A 19,416-nucleotide genomic window follows, 5' to 3' on the forward strand; every position below is an offset into this window, starting at 1 on the left:
GTTTATGGCAGAAAATAAAAAACAGGTTGTATATCATGTATTCACAAGATTGTTCGGTAACACTAATACCACGAATAAACCATGGGGTACTATTGAGGATAACGGTGTAGGTAAGTTTACTGACTTCACCAAAAAGGCACTCCAAGAAATCAAAAAATTGGGTGTTACTCATATTTGGTATACAGGTGTCCCACATCATGCTGTAATCAATGATTATACGGCACACGGAATTTCTAATGATGATCCAGATGTGGTTAAAGGTAGAGCAGGTTCTCCCTATGCCGTTAAGGATTATTACAGTGTGAATCCTGATTTGGCCAAAAATCCAGAAAACCGTCTTAAAGAGTTTCAAAACTTAATTAGCCGTACGCATAAAGAAGGGCTTAAAGTTATTATTGATATCGTTCCCAATCATGTGGCACGCAAGTATGAAGGCGGTGCTACACCTAAAGGTAAAGAGCCTTTTGGAGCTTCCGATGATACGTCTGTTGAATACCATCGTGATAATAATTTCTATTACATTCCCGGTACTCCTTTTCAAGTTCCTGAATGGAGAGATGGTTATGTACCCTTAGGAGGCGAGAAACATGAGGGTGTAGACCATAAATTCTCCGAAAACCCTGCAAAATGGACGGGTAATGGCTCACGTTTAGCTAAACCTGATTTCAATGATTGGTATGAAACCGTAAAAATAAATTATGGAGTACGCCCAGATGGTCATTATGACTTTGATGTACTTCCAGATGATTTTGGTGGAAAAGATCATAAAACCCATTTTGAATTTTGGAACGAACGATCTGTGCCAGATTCTTGGGTGAAATTTAAAGATATTGCCCTGTATTGGACGGAAATGGGTGTAGATGGCTTCCGGTATGATATGGCTGAAATGGTTCCGGTGGAGTTTTGGAGTTATATGAACTCCAACATTAAAATGAAAAATCCCGATACCTTTTTAATGGCCGAGGTTTATAACCCGTATGAGTACCGCAATTATATTTTTAAGGGCAAAATGGACTATCTCTACGATAAAGTAGAAATGTACGATTCTTTAAAAAGCATCATGCAGGGCGATGGGTGGACGGACCATATACCAGTAATCAAAAATGGTACGCAAGATATTGAACATCATTTGTTACATTTCTTGGAAAACCATGATGAGCAGCGTATTGCCTCGCCTGATTTTGCAGGAGATGCTAACAAGGGTAAACCGGCAATGGTGGTTTCGGCTACTATGACTACGGCGCCATTAATGATTTATTTTGGGCAAGAAGTGGGTGAGCCTGCTGCAGAAAATGCGGGTTTCGGCAGTTCTACAAGAACATCAATTTTTGATTATATCGGTGTTCCGCACCATCAGCGTTGGGTAAATAATAAAAAGTTTGATGGGGGGCAGCTTTCCGAAGATGAAGCCGACTTACGCGATTTTTATCGGCGATTGTTGAATTTTACGGTCAATAGTAGTGCATTAATGGGTGCATACCAAGATATTCATTTTTATAATAGGGACCATGCGGAATATTACAATCACCATGTGCTTTCGTATGTACGTTGGTCGGATAATGAGAAACTAATCGTCATCTCTAATTTTGATGCTAACGATTGGTTCGGTTTTGAATTAAAACTTCCTGAAAATATCGTTCAAGAATGGCAATTGTCTGACGGGAATCATACCATTACCGATGCACTTTACGGAGTAGAAAAGACTTTGAAAGTTGAAAATGGTTCCGCTCAGGTTCGTATTGATATCAATCCTTTAGAATCCTTTGTTTTCAGTGTAAAATAGAATCTAATGAACAAATTATCCATTCTGTTTATCTTTTGCGTTTTAGTTGTATCGAGTTGTATGGAAAATAAGAAACCGCTTGTTATTGGTCATCGGGGAGCAATGGGCCATGAAACCGAAAATACTATTGCCTCTATCGAAAAGGCTATGGAAATGGGTGTGGATATGCTTGAAATAGACGTTTTCAAAATAAAAAGCGGAGAAATCGTTGTTTTTCATGATGACACGGTAGAACGCCTGACCGATGGAAAAGGTGAAATAGAAAATTATACTTTGGCCGAATTAAAAGCATTGAAGGTCGAAGGCGGACATCAAATACCAACACTTCAAGAGGTGTTGGATGTGATGGGCGGAAAAACCGAACTTAACATTGAGTTGAAGGGCAGAAATACGGCAACTGACGTAAATAGAATGATAGAGGCGGAAGTGAACTCCGGAAAATGGAGGCTCAACGATTTTATAATTTCCAGTTTTGAGTGGGATGAGTTGCGGGATATTCGAAAAGCCAATTCAGAGGTGAGGATTGCCATTCTGATCGGTGAGAATCCCCTTGATGCTCTTGAAGTCGGAAAAGAGTTAAATGCCGAAGCAATCAATCCTAGTTTCAAACAACTTACTGCGGAGAATAACGTAAAAATAAAAGAAGCGGGTTTCAAAATTTTTCCTTGGACGGTAAATGAGCCTCAAGATATTCTACAAATGAAACGCTTTGGCGTAGACGGTATCATTACCAATTATCCTGAACGCGTAAATTAATGTTTGATGTTATAGTTATAGGTGGTGGTGCGGCCGGGTTTTATACAGCAATTCATATTGCAGAGGCAAAACCCCATCTTAAAATAGCAATTCTAGAACGTGGTAAAGACGTGCTAGGCAAAGTAAAAGTATCTGGTGGGGGACGTTGTAATGTTACCCATGCAGAATTTGACCCTCGTGAACTAACTAAAAACTATCCTAGAGGAGAAAAAGAGCTTTTAGGTCCTTTTCACACGTATTGTAGCGGTGATACGGTCGGTTTTTTTGAGGAGAGGGGTATAACACTAAAAATAGAGTCTGATGGGCGTATGTTTCCTGAATCGGATTCTTCACAAACTATTATCGATTGCTTTTTAAACGAAGCAGAACGTTTGGGCATAAAAATACTGAAGCATAGTGCAGTTTCCAAAATTGAAAAAGTTCAGTCGGAGGACAATGCTGAGGGATGGAAAATCACCACGATAAAACATAGCTACAAGTGCCAAAAATTGGTCGTGGCTACTGGAAGCAATCCTAAAATATGGAAGCTTTTAGAAAAATTAGGTCATACTATTGTACCAGCAGTACCTTCTCTGTTTACCTTTAATTGTAAGGACGAACGAATTTCTGGTATTCCAGGGGTAAGTACAATGGCGCAAGTTGAAGTATTTGAGAATAAGTTGTACCAATCAAAAGTTACCACGCAGTTAAAAAGTAAGAATACTAAATCGGCTCTGTTAACTTCTGATGGACCGTTATTGATAACCCATTGGGGTTTGAGTGGTCCTGCTATTTTAAAATTATCGGCTTGGGGTGCACGCTTGTTAAGTGGAATGGAATACCGGTTTAAAATACGTGTGAACTGGTTGCCGGAGTATAATTTTGACGGTCTAATGGGTTTGCTTTCTGAAATTAAGGATGTTGAAGCAAAGAAAACAGTTTTACGAACCAAAGCTGTAGAAGTACCACGGCGCTTATGGACAAACCTGGTCAGAGCATCAGGTATTGCGGAAACCGATAAATGGGCTGAGGTGACCAAGGTTCAAATGGAAAAATTAGCACGGCAACTTACTGAATGTGAGCTAAAAATAGAAGGGAAAAGCACCTTCAAAGAAGAATTTGTTACCGCTGGTGGCATTGACTTGAAAGAAGTAAATTTTAAAACGTACGAAAGTAAAAAACTACCTGGAATGTACTTTGCTGGTGAGGTCATTAATATAGATGCCATCACAGGAGGGTTTAATTTTCAAAATGCTTGGACGGGTGGTTATATTGCCGCGAAAGCCTTAGTTAATAGCTTTTGAATGATAAAATATATCGCTCTTTTAAGAGGAATTAATGTGAGTGGGCAAAAGAAAGTGCCCATGGCAGAATTACGGTCTATGTTAACGAACATGGGGTTCATAAACGTGAAAACCTATATTCAAAGCGGTAATGTAGTTTTTGAAAGTGAGGCAGATAGCACAGCTGCATTAGAAACTTTAATTGCAGATAAAATTAAATTTACTTTTGGTTTTGAAGTGCCTGTTTTGGTTAAAACCAGAACAGACTTTGAGATTACATTCAAAAGCAATCCATATACAGATGAGGAGGCAATTGCCCAAAAACAGGTATATTTTGTGCTTTTGAAAAATCCACCGAAAAAAGAATGGATAGAAGCATTCGCTTCAGAAGTGTATGTGAATGAGGAGTTTGAAATCACTACCAATTGCGTCTATTTACTTTGTAAAACAGGCTACGGAAAAGCGAAACTGAACAATAATTTGGTAGAGCGAAAGCTAAAAGTAGAGGCCAGTACGCGCAATTATGCTACGATGATTAAATTACTTGACCTATCTTCTTAGAATTTTATTAGTTTAGTTCCCAGAGTTTATAGTTTAAAACCGTGGCAAAACAAACCCATAGGAAATAGGGCGTCAAAAGCCATGCTGCCGGTTTACTAACTACCTTGAACCATTTAATGGTTATAGAAAGAACAACAAGCAAGGCTATAATCACTAGCAGCGCATAGAAAGGTTCTTTTAATCCGAAGAAAACAATGCTCCAGGCGGCATTGAGCATCAATTGAAAACCAAAATGATAGAGCGCAGTCTGCACCCAAAGGTGATAAAGCCCTTTTGCCCATACGATACCAGCAGCTATACCCATCATAATATAAAGAACCGTCCAAACCGGAGCAAAAAGCCAGTTAGGTGGGTTGAAACTGGGTTTGTTCAGGGTGGTGAACCAATCGTTTACGGAGCTTTGTGTGGCAAAACTGGATAGGTAGCCAATAGCCAAACAAATACAGACAGCATAGAAGATGTAAAGGGCTTTCTTTTTCAAATTGAAATGCGTTGACCCCTAAAATAGTGATTTATTCCATTGAGCGCCATCACAATCTTGGTAAAAACTATCTTTGTACAAAATATTTCTCGATGACCGAAAAAGAATTTATTCCTTCCCCATATAAGATTGATGTTCCGTCAGGAAAAACAACCTACAAATCACCCAGTAATATAGCCTTGGTGAAATATTGGGGGAAGAAAGCAAATCAGATTCCTGCAAACCCGTCTATTAGTTTTACTTTGAACGAATGTGCTACGGTCACAACGCTTACCTATTCCAAATTAGAGAAGGAAAGTAAAGCATTTTCTTTTGAGGTTTCTTTGGAAGGGAAGAAAGAAGAGGGATTCAAACCAAAAATCAATACTTTCTTTAAGCGGGTGTACGAGTACCTTCCGTTTTTAAGGGAGTATCATTTTGAGATTGAAACATCTAATTCTTTTCCGCATAGTAGTGGTATAGCTTCGTCTGCTTCCGGTATGAGCGCACTAGCACTTTGTTTGATGGATATCGAAAAGAGCTTAAATCCGGATATGACTGTGGAATTTTTCAACCAAAAGGCTTCCTTTTTAGCGCGGTTAGGGTCGGGTAGTGCTGCGAGAAGTATAAAAGGTAGTTTGGTGCAGTGGGGAGAACATGCAGGAATTAAAGGCAGTTCAAATTTATTCGGAATAGAATATCCTCATAAAGTACACCCTGTTTTTCAAAATTACTGTGATACCATTTTGTTGGTGGACAAAGGACAAAAGCAAGTAAGTAGTACAGTAGGGCATGATTTAATGCATGGGCACCCATTTGCGCAGCAGCGCTTTTCTCAAGCACATGAAAACCTTTCTAAACTGGAATCGATTTTTGCTTCTGGAGATATAAAGAATTTTATTGCTATTGTAGAGAGTGAGGCATTGACATTACATGCTATGATGATGACGAGTCAGCCGTATTTCATTTTAATGAAACCCAACACACTTGAAATCATTAATAAAATATGGGCATTCCGTGAAAGTTCAAAAACTCATGTATGCTTTACCCTAGATGCTGGAGCTAATGTTCATGTACTTTATCCTGAAAATGAAAAAGCTCAGGTGCAACAGTTTATTAAAGATGACTTGGCGAGTTTTTGCCAAAATAGACAGTTTATCCATGATTTTATAGGAAACGGTGCGCGAAAAATAAACTAGCAATTTCATAATTAATTAGAATATAGGTCGTTCTTTTTCTAAGAAATACATGCCGTTTTGATCCGTAGTGCATCGTAAAACGTATATACAGCATCTATCTAAGTAGAACCGATAATGAGTTGGGCTAGAGTTGGATAAGATTTATTTCTAAAATCCGACTTATTAAGACTTGAATATGGGTTTTGACGGATAAAATTGTAGCGTTAATCGTGTTGTGGGGCAGAATTATAGAATCATCAAGAGTATATTTCGTATTTTTGTGCCGTAGCTAACCAACTATATAATGAAAGGACCATTATTTTATTCAAAAATACTTCTCTTCGGAGAATATGGCATCATCAAAGATTCTAAAGGACTCTCTATTCCCTATAACTTTTTTAAGGGAGCTTTGAAGACCGATGAAAATCCGTCTGAAACAGCTAAGAAATCCAATACTAGCCTTCGTGAATATGTAGGTTATCTAGAGATGATACATAAAAACAGTCCTGATTTGGTTTCTTTTGATTTTGAAGCTTTAAAAGCAGACGTTTCTGGAGGTATGTACTTTGATAGTTCTATTCCGCAAGGTTATGGTGTAGGTAGCAGTGGTGCGCTTGTAGCGGCTATTTACGACAAATATGCGCAGGACAAAATCACGGTTCTTGAAAATCTTACCAGAGAAAAATTGTTGAAGCTGAAAGCAATTTTTGGTAAGATGGAGTCTTTCTTTCATGGTAAGTCATCTGGGCTTGATCCATTGAACAGTTATTTAAGTATTCCTATTCTTATTAATTCACAAGATAATATAGAGTCGACCAGTATACCTACCCAAAATTCGGAAGGTAAAGGTGCCGTATTCTTATTAGATAGTGGTTCTACAGGAGAGACAGCACCAATGGTTCAGATTTTTATGGAAAAGATGAAGCAAGAGGGTTTCCGTAATATGCTTAAGGACCAGTTTATAAAACATACAGATGCTTGTGTAGAAGATTTTGTAAGCGGTAATGTAAAATCACTTTTTGGTAACTTGAAGCAATTATCTCATGTGGTATTAGATAACTTCAAACCCATGATACCGGCAAAATTCCATGACTTATGGAAAAAAGGTATCGAAACTAACGATTACTATCTAAAACTTTGTGGTTCTGGTGGTGGAGGTTATATTCTAGGTTTTGCAGAAGATTTAGATAAGGCCAAAAAAGCATTAAAGGGCTACAATTTAGAAGTGGTTTACAACTTCTAAAAATCAACATACATGCTAGGTAGAAAAAATAGACTTTTACTATTAAAGGTATTCAGTCTGTTTTCTGTTGTTCGCGGGTACAATATTCTTATGGTTGTTCTGGCGCAATATCTAGCGTCAATTTATATTTTGGCGCATCAACTGCGTGTCCGAGAGGTAGTTTTTGATTTAAATCTTTTTATTATTGTTGTATCCTCGGCATTGGTAATTGCAAGTGGGTATATCATCAATAATTTTTATGATGCAGAAAAAGACTTGATTAATAAGCCAAGAAAGAGCATGATTGATCGGTTCGTGGGGCAGCAATTTAAGCTTACTACCTATTTCATTCTTAATTTTTTAGCGGTTATAGCGGCAAGCTATGTTTCCTTTAAGGCGGTATTTTTCTTTTCGGCCTATATTTTTGGTATTTGGATTTATTCACATAAATTGAAGCGACTTCCGTTTGTTGGGAATTTTGTCTCCGCAACTTTAGCTATTGCCCCATTCTTTGCGGTGTTTGTCTATTACAAGAACTTTGAACATGTCATTTTCGTTCACGCCATGTTCCTGTTTTTGCTTATTCTGGCACGTGAGATGATAAAAGACCTCGAAAACTTAAAAGGAGATTTAGCTCAGAATTATAAGACCATACCAATTTTATGGGGAGGTAAAGTTTCTAAAATTTTCATTTCAATATTGATTCTGTTAACGCTGATCCCCTCGTTATTATTGATACTCACGTTTGATGTGGGTTACATGAATTATTATTTTATGGTCTCTGTGGTTCTCCTCATTTTATTTTTGTTTTTACTGGTTAAATCTAAATCTAAGAGAGACTACGTTTGGTTACACAATATTCTTAAACTCATTATTATTGTGGGTGTTTTTAGCATTCTACTGATAGATGTTGACCTTGTTTTAAATAGAATTTTATAATGGAAAATATATTGAAAGTAGCTCTAGCTCAAATTTCACCCGTGTGGTTGGATAAAAAGGCAACACTTGAGAAAATAGAATTAACCATTCAGGAAGCTGCCCGAGAAAAGGCAGAGCTTGTTGTTTTTGGAGAAGCTCTTCTGCCTGGTTATCCATTTTGGTTGGCATTGACGGATGGTGCGGCCTGGGATACTAAGGTGAATAAAGAATTACATGCCCATTATGCCCGTAATTCAATTCAAATTGAAATAGGGGAATTGGACTCCGTGTGTATGTTGGCAAAGGAAAACAAGATTGCCATTTATTTGGGCATTATAGAAAGAGCTCAGAATAGGGGAGGGCATAGCTTGTATTGTTCTTTGGTGTATATTGATGCAGAGGGTAAAATTAAATCCGTGCACCGTAAACTACAACCCACTTATGATGAGCGTTTGACATGGTCTCCCGGTGATGGTAATGGACTTCAAGTACATCCATTGAAACAATTTACCGTTGGCGGACTCAACTGTTGGGAGAATTGGATGCCTTTACCGCGAACAGCACTTTATGGTTTAGGAGAGAATTTACACATTGCGGTATGGCCTGGAAGTGATCATAACACAAAAGATATTACCCGTTTTATAGCACGAGAATCTCGCAGCTTTGTAATCTCTGTTTCTTCATTAATGAAAAGAAAGGATTTTCCTAAAAGCACGCCTCATTTAGCCGAAATTTTGAAAAAGGCACCAGAGGTTATGGCGAATGGTGGCTCGTGTGTAGCTGGCCCTGATGGCGAATGGTTGCTTGAGCCTGCGGTAGATAAAGAAGGGTTGTTGTATCAAGACCTAGATTTTAACAGGGTTTACGAAGAACGCCAGAATTTTGATCCTGTCGGACACTACTCAAGACCTGATATTACGAAGCTTAGCGTAAATAGGGAGCGTCAATCTACCGTAGAGTTCAAAGATTAAACCTACCTTTGCATAAATTTTTAGATATGGGCAGATCAGATTCCAACAATGATAAGAGAGCTTCAGGCAGACAAGGTGGTACTTTTCGTAAGAAGAGTTATGCGCGTGGTAATTCGCCAATACGAAAGAAAACAGAACAAGAACCTAAGAAACCGTCAGATCCTAACTTGATTCGATTGAACAAGTATGTGGCCAACTCTGGTGTATGTTCTCGTAGAGAAGCTGATATTTATATTTCCGCAGGTAGTGTTACCGTAAACGGAAAACCCGTAATTGAAATGGGTTACAAAGTAAAACTTACCGATGAGGTTAAATTTGATGGCCGTTTATTGAATCCGATAAAAAAGGAATACGTTTTACTGAACAAGCCAAAAGATTTTACAACTGCGGCTCGTAACGAGCAAGGTAGACGTACCGCTATTGGTTTAATTTCTAAGGCGACAAAAACCGAGCTTAAGCCTGTAGGAAAATTGAGTAAAGATACAACAGGACTTTTGTTGTTTACCAATGATGGGGATTTAACAAAGCGTTTGAACAGTCCTAAAAACGGACTGAGAAAGATATTTCATATCGAATTGAACAAGCCTTTACGTAGTGCCGATTTGAAGAAAATTCAAGATGGTTTACTTGTAGAAGAAAAAGTAATTAAGGTACAAGATGTTAGCTTTGTTGATAAAGCACCTAAGAACCAGGTAGGTATGGAGATTTTTAGTACCCGTACCAATATTGTACAACGTATTTTTGAAACACTGGGCTACGAAATTGTAAAATTAGACCGTGTGGTGTATGCAGGTCTTACCAAAAAAGATTTACCAAGAGGTCATTGGCGCTACTTAACAGAACAAGAAGTGGTCAATTTAGGGATGATTAAATAATTTACTCGATAATCGAGATTAAATGCCCCGAGATAGTTTACTATAATAACGATACCATAATATTGTGATAACCTTTGGGAGTTTCAAAAACCACATCTTTGCAGAGCAATTTACTTGTTCAACCGAGTAAAGAAGATGCCTTAAAACCGATATTTGTATCGGTTTTGTCTTTTTTGATAGTTTCTCGTGTCAGACTAAATCAATTTTCTAACGGTAAATCCCATGTTTCCCAATCATGAGGTTCTGTTCTCCCATCCCAAAAATATTTAAAGGGCAATGCACCTTCTTGCCAAGGGGCTAGAGGGTAGATGTCATAATTATCTTTATGCTCATAAAGACCATAAGTAGGATTTTCTCCCCAGTAAAATTCAAATTTCACGGTTGTATCAAGTTCTTTTACAAATACACTACCCAACACAATAGGATGTGTAGAGCCACTAACAGGTTTTGTGTAAGCGTTTGCACCTTCAATTTTCAAAGGAGTTCCTATTGGTAATGTATATATTGAATCAATAGTTCCGTAAAAATGGGTTGTATCCATTTCGATGATGTACGGATGTTCTTCAACGAAATGTTCGTAATTGGCAGCTATATAAGCAGGCTGTTTTGTAGTTAAGGTCTTATCAATAATTTCATTGTAGGGAAATTGCTTGGATAAATCTTTAGTCTTTGTCCTAAAAGCTAAATAAATGATACCTGCAATTAGAAATATAAAAACTACAAAGCCAATTAGTATATTTTTCAAAGACATGGTAACTAATTTAATCTATTGCGTAACCATCGCCAAATTGATAGCTAAGTATAAGTCCGTGAGTGTTCCCCAGTGAAGAATCATTAGTTGCTAAATTGTAATTGTAAATTGCTCTTACATTATCAAAGACATAAATACCTGCTAAAAAGTTTATGGAATTATTGGATCTATAACCAGTGCCTATTTCAAATTTATTTCTAAAGCTCACAGCTACATTAATATCTGCTTGTAAGGGCGCACCATCTTCGTATTTTAGAAGAAGGTTTGGTTTTATCATTAAATCCTGAAAACGATTGTTAAAGAATCGATATCCAAAATACCCGTAATAGGGGCTGTTTAGGTTTAAGGTATCATCTGAAGCTAAAGCATCACCTAAAATATTAGGTGTAGAAAACCCTACATAAAATGAAGCGTGATTAAATAAAAAACCTAAACCAATAGTGGGTATAGAAGCGCTTATATCTTGTGCAAAGTTGGGGTCGCCAACAATTCCTAATTGGGTTAAGTTATTTTGGTATTGCTGTAGACCGGCCGTAATACCAAAAGACAATACCCCGGCATCGTAAAGTTGCCAATAGGGTCTGTCACTTTTAAAATCAAAGAATATTTTGTACGAGTACGAAGCAAAGAAATTGGTGGAAGTAGTTACTCCGATCTGATCTCGGATAAAACCTGCTCCCAAACCAACTTTATTACGATTAAGAGACCCATGCCCGCTTAACGAAAAACTTTTAGGACTCCCTTCTATAGAGTTTAGAAAACCAGAATTACTTAGTGAGATTTCTGTGTTTTGGGTTAAACCTGCATATGCAGAATTTATTAAAAATGGATTATAGTTATACTCTGTAAAGGTGGGCGTTTGTTGCCCAAATAGAGAATTGTATGATATGAACGACAGCAAAACACCTAGTGCTAGCGTGCCAATAGTTTTATTTATTTTCATTGGTTTAACGCTTTATTACTACGTATCCTTTTGTTTTTCCTAGAATAGTTTCTCCTTCAACTTGAATATTAAAAAAGTAGGTTCCTTCTGGTAATTGGCCAGCACCCATTTTGGTTTTTAAATTGGCATCGCCACGGAAAACGGCAGAATTATTATCGTAATTTTTTATTTCAAATACGGCATCTCCCCATCTATTATAAATCATCACTACATTCTCAGGGTAGTACTCTATATTGTCAATATGCCAGTAATCATTAATGCCATCGCCATCTGGAGAAAAGCCATATTTAGTTTCATCTTCTGGAATAACGGTTGTAAAAGATTGTTCTTCACATTCTATGGCGTCGCCTTTACTATTGTAGGGTGTAATGGTTACAAATATTTGCGTATCAAAAGGGTATTCTTCAATAGGGGTATAATTTGTGTTAGTTCCCATATCCAAATTATTTACAATGTCAGTTCCTCCAGGAGAGGTTCCTAACGATAAACGGTAACCATCAGTTTTTTCTACTTCTTCCCAAGAAATACTACTTTCTAGTGGCACCTCATTTTCACCATTAAAAGGACTGGATAATTGGGAGCATGCCGGAACTATAATTTCGGTTTCAAAACTTTCGGATGTACAACCAATCGCATCGCCAGAGGTATTATAAGGAACAATAGAAACGTATATTAAACTCTCAGAAGGTAAGTCTTCCGCAAAAGTGTAATTGGTTAAAGAAGCTACATCTTCATTATTTACAATTTCTGTTCCGTTTGGAGATGTACCAATAGAAATTCTATATCCATCTGCATCGAAGCTCGGATTCCAGGAAATGTCTGTCAAAACAGAAACTTCAGTTGCATTGTTTAATGGAGACATTAAATTTGTACAAGGTGGTATTGGTCTTACCGTAAAACTTTCTGAGGAACAACCAATAGCATCACCAACTTCATTATATGGTATAATGCTAACTGTAACAATTTCTCCTGGAGCAAAATCATTGGAAAAAGTATGTGAATTACCAGTTACTATTAAATCGGTTTGGTTATTGGCAGTTGTATTACTTCCTGTTATACTTAATTTGTAGCCATCTGCATTAGTTGCCGTATTCCAAGTAATTTCACTTACTTCTGTTACTACTGCGTTATTTAATGGAGCGATTAAGTTAGTACATAGAGGTACAGATTTAATAGTGAATGTTTCTGCGGTACAACCTATGGCATCCCCAACTTCATTATAAGGAACTAATGTAACTGTAACAGTTTCTCCTTGTTCAAAATCGTTTGTAAAATTGTAAGTAGTACCTGTAGTAATATCTAAATTGGTCACATTATTTGCAGTACTACTACTTGCGGTAACTGTTAATTTGTAACCATTAGCATTACTGGCAGCATTCCATTCTATATTGGTAGCAACTGCTACATCTGTAGTGCCATTTGCTGGTGTTATTAAATTAGTACATGTTGGAACTGGTTTTATGGTAAAGCTCTCTGAAGTACATCCAATAGCATCACCAGCAGTGTTATATGGTACTAATGTTACAGTAACAGTTTCTCCTTGTTCAAAATCGTTTGTAAAAGTATAAGTAGTTCCAGAAGTAATATCTAATTCGCTTACATTATTTGCAGTACTAGTACTTGCATTAACTGTTAACTTATAACCATCAGCATCAGTAATAGAAGTCCATTCTATAGTTGTATTAACAGCAACATCTGTAGCGCCATTTGCTGGTGTTATTAAATTAGTACAGTTTGGAACAGCTTTTATGGTAAAGCTCTCTGAAGTACAACCTATAGCATCCCCAACAGAATTGTAAGGTATAATTGTTACTGTAACGGTTTCTCCTTGTTCAAAATCATTTGCAAAATTGTAAGTAGTGCCTGCAGTTATATCTTCATCCGTAATATTGTTTGCAGTGCTACTACTTGCTAAAACGGTAAGTTTATAACCATCTGCATTTGCACTTGCATTCCATTCCAGATTAGTAGCAAGAGCAATATCAACGGCCCCATTTGTAGGAGTTATTAAAGTGGTACATGCTGGCACCGGTGGTGGAATAATTGTAAAACTTTCTGAAGTACACCCAATGGCATCACCCGTTGCGTTGTAAGGAATAATTGTGACTGTTACCGTTTCTCCTCTTTCAAAGTCATTCCCAAAAGTGTGGGTAGTACCTGTAGTAACATCAAAATCTGTTAAATTATTTAAAGTACTATTACTCGCAGTTACCGTTAATTTATAGCCGTCTGTATTACTGCTCGCATTCCATTCAATACTGGTGTCTACGGGAACATTTGTAGCACCATTTGCAGGAGTTGCTAGTGTGGTACATAAAGGAGCACCATCTGTAGTAAAACTTTCTTCGGTACAACCAATAGCATCGCCATTATCGTTATATGGTGTTACTGTCACATAAATAGGTGTGCTTTCTGGTAAATTGGCGGCAAGGTCGTATGTAGTTACATTTAGCACATCATCTGTAAAAATATCTGAACCTCCACTTGTTGTTCCTACAGTCAATTTATACCCTGTAGCCGATGTTAACTCCGTCCAACTCAAATTAGTTGCTGGGTCTACGGCAGTAGCGCCATTAATAGGTGCTGTTAGCGTAGTACAAGATGGTGGACTAGTTGAGTCGCCAGTGGTAAAAGTTTCTTCGATACAACCAGTAGCATCCCCTTCAGCATTATAAGGAATAATGGTTACATAATGCATTCTAGCTTCTTGTAAATCTACAGGAATATCATAGGTGTTGGCGCCAACAACATCTGCATTGTTTACTATTTCTATACCGCCAGAGGTAGTGCCTACAATTACTAAATAACCTGTTGCGTTAGCTATTGGTGTCCAGCTTAAATGAGTGTCAATAGCAATTTCGGTTGCACCGTTAACAGGGCTGGTTAAGTTTGTACAAGTTGGTGGAACAGGAATTATCTCGGTATGGAAACTTTCTTCGGTACATGAAGTAGCATCTCCTTCATCATTATAAGGAATTATAGTGACGAAAATATCACTATCCTCAGGTAGGTCGCTTGTAAAGTCATAACTAGTAACATTATTTACATCTTCTGCATTAAGAATATCACTAGCTCCAGTAGAAGTTCCAACTGTAATTTTATATCCATCTGCATTGGAAATAGGATTCCAACTTAAATCCGTAGTTACGGCTACATCTGTTGCGGCATGTAACGGCTCGGTTAAATTGGTGCAATCAGGTATGGTAGCAGGACTACTGGAAATAGTAAAGCTTTCTTCGGTACAAGGTCCCACAGCATCTCCTTCTGTATTAAAAGGAATCAAGGTTACGTAGATAGTATCTCCGGTATTAAAATCTGATGCAAATTCGTATGAAGTTTCATTGGTAATGGTAATATTATCTACAATATCATTACCACCTGTAGTGGTGCCCACGGTTAAGCGGTATCCTTCTGCATATAAGGCATGTTCCCATGTAATGTTGGTGTTTACCGGTACATCTATATCTCCATTAAGCGGAGATGTTAGTAGCGTACAATCTGGTATTGGACAATCGCGAACATCTTGGTCAAACGTCCATCCAAAATTATCGATCATAGACTGTCTTTCTTCTTGAGCATCACAATAAGGTAAATCTTCTGCACCAAGTGTAATACCAGGAGTTAAGTTTTGCTCAGACCAAGCAATTAAAGTAGTATCATAATTTTCTCTTATGAGTGCCGTATTATCCAGCATATCTCGCATATCGGTAACACCACTAACATCCCAATCCGCTAAACTTTGGTTTAAAGCAATGGCATCATCGAACATAGAACGCATAGTTACATTACCAGGATTCCATAAATCCATAGGTTGGTTGTATGCCGATGCATTTCTGAACATATAGTCCATATTGCTTACACCCGCTATACGCCAGTTATTTAGGTCTTGGTTAAAGGCGGTTGCGCCACTGAACATTTCTTCCATTGTGGTTACGCCTCTAACGTTCCAATCACCAATGTTCTCATTAAAAGTACTTGCATCTTTAAACATGTCTTCCATAGTGGTTACAGAAGCTAGGTTCCAAGAGTTCATGGTTTGGTTATAACTGGTAGCACCATTAAACATAGCTCGCATAGTAGTTACAAAAGAAACATTCCAAGGATCTATATTTTGATTAAATGCTGTTGCTCCACTAAACATTTCTTGCATAGTTAAAGCTTCACCTGTATTCCAATTAGATATTGTTTCATTAAAAGCCAAGGCATTTTTAAACATGGCTTCAAAATTGGTTACTACCGCAGTGTTCCAATTATTTAAATTTTGATTAAAAACTTCGGCATCTTCAAACATAGATTCCATTAGTGTTACTGAACTAACGTTCCATGTATTTATAGGTTGGTTAAACAATGTAGCATCTTCAAACATAGAAGTCATATTTGCTACGGCACTCACATCCCAATTATCAAGGGATTGGTTAAATGTTGATGCCCCACGAAACATACTTGACATGTTTACAACAGAATTTACATTCCAACTATTTAAGGGCTGGTTAAATGCAGCTGCATAGTTGAACATCGTTGACATGTTTAAAACATTGGTTACGTTCCAACTGTCAATATCTTGGTTAAAAAGCGTAGAGCCGCTAAACATACTTCTCATATTGGTTACGCTACTTACGTTCCAATTACTCAATGGTTGATTAAACAATGGTGTGGAACTGAACATAGATTCCATGTTGGTTACATTGTCAACGTCCCATGAATTTAAAGGGCTGTCATATGCTCTTGCTGCATTGAACATTCCTCTCATACTGTTAACATTAATTACATCCCAATTATCTATGTTTTGATTAAAAAGTTCGGCTGAATTGAACATCTCCTCCATACTGGTAACATTTGTAACAATCCAATTGTTAAGTGGCTGATTAAATAATTCTGCCCTTTGGAACATAGATTTCATGGTTGTTACATTAGAAACATTCCATGAATTAAGGGGTTGGTCAAAGGCGTCAGTATTAGCAAACATGTATTGCATTGAAGTAACATTTTCAACATCCCAAGTATCAATATTTTGATTAAATGCTTGAGCGGCGTTAAACATATTATCCATTGTGGTTACATTGCTTACATCCCAATTATTTAATGGCTGATTGAAAATGTATGCCTGATAGAACATATTGCTCATATTCGTAACATTACTAACATCCCAGTTATTAATGTCATTGTTAAAGAGCCATGCCCTTCTGAACATACGAGACATGTTTGTTACTTGAGTTAAATTAGGGATATCTGTAGCATTGTAAACCATGTTCTCACAGAAATAGAAAGCCTGGTTCATACTTTGCCATATCTGGTCTCCCCATTGATCCATAGAAATAAGTTTAAGGTTGTCTTTATTACTTGAATCTTGACGGAACGAAGGGAAATCCCCAATAATCGCAATGGTATAAATTCCTGGAGTTAAGTAAGTATGTGTTATATCATTTGTAACATTATTATCATATTGCCCATCTCCCCAATCAATATTGAAATCATAGGTTAAATAATCAGGAGAACCATCATTTAATTCAATTCTATATTGATTAGCTGCGGTAGAATTGGTATCTAAATTTCTAGTATCAATAGTGATTTTAAAAACATCGGTTCTGTTTACCCAACTCTCAACCACAGTAAAACTAATTTCTTGACAGCCTACGGCATCCCCTTCTCCATTATAAGGTACAACGGTAACATATACTGTATCATTAGCCATAAATTCATTGGTAAAATCTAAACCAACGGTATTACCTACATCATAATTATTAGCGGTGTTTCCTCCAATAGTGGCATAATTTCGTACGCCACCACGTTCAATTTCTAAAGTAACTTTGTAACCTGTAGCATTTGGAGCAGGATCCCAACGAATATCACTATTCGCAGGCGTAGCTGTATCACTGGCATGTGGCATGGTAATTTCAGTACATAACACATAAGAACAATTAACGGCATCTCCTGTAATGGTCCACCCATCATCATCTATTAAACTTTGTCTTTGGCTTAAGGCATCACAATATTGTAAGTTTGTTGCACCTAGATTTATTCCGGAGTTTACAGTTTGTGCAGACCAAGCTATTAAAGTATTGTCATAATTTTCTTGTGATAAACCACTATTTGACAACATATTTGCCATGTTGGTTACAGAAGAAATATCCCAAACACCCAAGTTTTGGTTGAAAGTGCTGGCAGAAGTAAACATACCAGACATATTGGTGATACTAGATGTATTCCATCCCGTTATATCTTGATTAAAAGAACTTGCAAGGTTAAACATATTTTGGAAACTAGTAACATTGCTGAGGGTCCATAAATTTAATGGTTGATTGAAACTTAAAGCCCTATCAAACATTGATGAGACATTATCTACATTACTTATATTCCAATTGTTTAGAGGTTGATTAAATACCTGTGCCTGTTGGAACATTGTAGACATATTTGTAACACTACTAACGTTCCACCCACTTATGTCCTGATTAAAAACATCTGTTTGCGAAAACATACCTTGCATATTGGTGACATTGCTCACGTCCCATCCACTAATATCTTGGTTAAAACCAGAGTTGTCTCTAAACATGTAACTCATGTTCGTTACGTTACTAACATTCCAATTGTCTAATGGGTGGTTGTAAACTTGATCCCAATACCAACCATCAAACATACTAGACATATCCGTGGCATTTGTTACAACCCAAGTATTTAAAGGTTGGTTAAATGTTCTGTTTCTTTGAAACATTAATGAAAAATCAAGAACAGAAGTTACGTCCCAACTAGCTAAGGGTTGGTTATATTTAGCGTGTCTAAACATGCCAGACATGCTAGTAACATTACTAACATTCCAATTATCAATAGGCTGATTGAAATCTGAGCCATCAAACATAAATGTCATATCTGTAACACTGCTAACATCCCAGTTATTTAAAGGTCTATTAAAGGCATTAGTATAGGCAAATGTTTGTGACATGTCAGTAACATTACTAACATTCCAATTGTTTATATTTTGATTAAAACGTCCAGCAGCAATAAACATTCCTTTCATAGTAGTAACTGATGAAGTGTTCCAATTATCCAAGGGTTGATTAAAAGCTGTGCTTTTAAATGTCTCGGACATATCGGTAACGGAGTTTGTTGCCCATGTATCAACAGGTCTATCAAAAATGGAACAACCAGAAAAGATTCCTGAAATATCTGTTATTGTAGAAACGTCCCAATTGTTCACAATTCCGGTGAATGAAGTGCCTTCTCTAAACATATTTTTTAAAGAAGTAACTTGACTTAAATTTGGGGCGTCAATTAAATCAAAATTTAAGTTCTCACAGCCAAAGAAGGCATTTTCCATGGTTTGCCATTGAATATCTCCCCAAGCCAATATTTCTATAATTTTAAGTTTGTCATTTGCTTCTTCATCATTGAAATAAATAGATGGGAATGTACCGCTAATGCTAACGGTATAACTACCAGCAGTTGCATAGGTATGTGTAATAGTACCCGTTACTCCTGTATCCGATGACCCATCTCCCCAATCTACATCATAATTATAGGTAGTGTATGCAGGGTTTGTTGGTATAGTAATTTCGTTATTGGGAGAGGAACCAGTCTCGGTATTATTGGTATTCCAAGTAGAGGTGAATGATTGGGCATAGCTACTAGCGCTAAATAGGATAAATAAGAGAATAGATAGTAGGTTCTTCATCTTGTGGGTTGGTTTGGGTAATGCTATGATAAATGGTAGCAATAGGAGAGAAAAAGACTGTAAGCAAAGA

At 37.1% G+C, this 19,416-nt stretch carries 13 protein-coding genes; 9 read left to right on the plus strand and 4 right to left on the minus strand.

Going from position 1 to position 19,416, the window contains the following annotated elements:
- The first annotated feature begins 4 nt into the window (after positions 1-4).
- From IWC72_RS08450 to IWC72_RS08465, 4 genes are read left to right on the plus strand one after another with little or no spacing between them, the layout of a single operon-like run.
- Positions 5-1,783, plus strand: coding sequence for an alpha-amylase family glycosyl hydrolase (locus tag IWC72_RS08450; protein WP_194529470.1), 1,779 nt, complete (start codon positions 5-7; stop codon positions 1,781-1,783).
- A gap of 60 nt (positions 1,784-1,843) precedes the next feature.
- The gene (locus IWC72_RS08455; protein ID WP_194525780.1) at positions 1,844-2,539 is read left to right on the plus strand and encodes a glycerophosphodiester phosphodiesterase; all 696 of its coding nucleotides are present in this window, start codon (positions 1,844-1,846) and stop codon (positions 2,537-2,539) included.
- A complete protein-coding gene (locus IWC72_RS08460; RefSeq protein WP_194529471.1) occupies positions 2,539-3,822 on the plus strand; it encodes a BaiN/RdsA family NAD(P)/FAD-dependent oxidoreductase in 1,284 nt (427 codons plus the stop codon). Before IWC72_RS08455 ends, IWC72_RS08460 begins: the two co-directional genes overlap by 1 nt.
- A complete protein-coding gene (locus IWC72_RS08465; RefSeq protein ID WP_194529472.1) occupies positions 3,823-4,362 on the plus strand; it encodes a DUF1697 domain-containing protein in 540 nt (179 codons plus the stop codon). It abuts the gene before it with no gap.
- A gap of 7 nt (positions 4,363-4,369) precedes the next feature.
- Here the strand turns inward: IWC72_RS08465 and IWC72_RS08470 are convergent, their stop codons facing one another.
- Positions 4,370-4,843, minus strand: coding sequence for a TspO/MBR family protein (locus IWC72_RS08470; RefSeq protein WP_194525783.1), 474 nt, complete (start codon positions 4,841-4,843; stop codon positions 4,370-4,372).
- A gap of 92 nt (positions 4,844-4,935) precedes the next feature.
- Between IWC72_RS08470 and IWC72_RS08475 the strand changes: the two genes are divergently transcribed.
- The 5 genes from IWC72_RS08475 (at position 4,936) to IWC72_RS08495 (ending at position 9,986) form a co-directional block, all read left to right on the plus strand.
- Positions 4,936-6,021, plus strand: a complete 1,086-nt coding sequence (locus IWC72_RS08475; RefSeq protein ID WP_194529473.1) for a diphosphomevalonate/mevalonate 3,5-bisphosphate decarboxylase family protein — start codon at positions 4,936-4,938, stop codon at positions 6,019-6,021.
- A 283-nt stretch (positions 6,022-6,304) separates the two neighbouring features.
- Positions 6,305-7,243: a mevalonate kinase family protein gene (locus IWC72_RS08480; protein WP_194525785.1), complete on the plus strand. Its 939-nt coding sequence runs from the start codon at positions 6,305-6,307 to the stop codon at positions 7,241-7,243.
- 12 nt (positions 7,244-7,255) lie between these two features.
- The gene (locus tag IWC72_RS08485; RefSeq protein ID WP_194525786.1) at positions 7,256-8,161 is read left to right on the plus strand and encodes a geranylgeranylglycerol-phosphate geranylgeranyltransferase; all 906 of its coding nucleotides are present in this window, start codon (positions 7,256-7,258) and stop codon (positions 8,159-8,161) included.
- Positions 8,161-9,111, plus strand: coding sequence for a carbon-nitrogen hydrolase family protein (locus IWC72_RS08490; protein ID WP_194529474.1), 951 nt, complete (start codon positions 8,161-8,163; stop codon positions 9,109-9,111). The genes IWC72_RS08485 and IWC72_RS08490 overlap by 1 nt, the downstream gene beginning before the upstream one ends.
- A gap of 26 nt (positions 9,112-9,137) precedes the next feature.
- Complete coding sequence (locus IWC72_RS08495) at positions 9,138-9,986, plus strand: pseudouridine synthase (RefSeq protein ID WP_194529475.1); 849 nt, start codon at positions 9,138-9,140, stop codon at positions 9,984-9,986.
- A 199-nt stretch (positions 9,987-10,185) separates the two neighbouring features.
- Here IWC72_RS08495 and IWC72_RS08500 read toward each other — a convergent pair whose 3' ends face one another.
- The 3 genes from IWC72_RS08500 to IWC72_RS08510 are packed head-to-tail and all read right to left on the minus strand — an operon-like array spanning position 10,186 to position 19,346.
- Positions 10,186-10,737 carry a hypothetical protein gene (locus IWC72_RS08500; RefSeq protein ID WP_194529476.1) on the minus strand — a complete coding sequence of 184 codons (552 nt, stop codon included), beginning with the start codon at positions 10,735-10,737 and terminating at the stop codon, positions 10,186-10,188.
- A 10-nt stretch (positions 10,738-10,747) separates the two neighbouring features.
- Positions 10,748-11,680 (minus strand): PorP/SprF family type IX secretion system membrane protein, encoded by a 933-nt coding sequence (locus IWC72_RS08505; protein ID WP_194525790.1) that lies wholly within the window; start codon positions 11,678-11,680, stop codon positions 10,748-10,750.
- Positions 11,681-11,684: 4 nt separating this feature from the next.
- Positions 11,685-19,346 (minus strand): BspA family leucine-rich repeat surface protein, encoded by a 7,662-nt coding sequence (locus IWC72_RS08510; protein ID WP_194529477.1) that lies wholly within the window; start codon positions 19,344-19,346, stop codon positions 11,685-11,687.
- Positions 19,347-19,416 lie beyond the last annotated feature (70 nt).

This window comes from Zobellia roscoffensis, from assembly GCF_015330165.1.
In the GTDB taxonomy this organism is placed as follows: domain Bacteria; phylum Bacteroidota; class Bacteroidia; order Flavobacteriales; family Flavobacteriaceae; genus Zobellia; species Zobellia roscoffensis.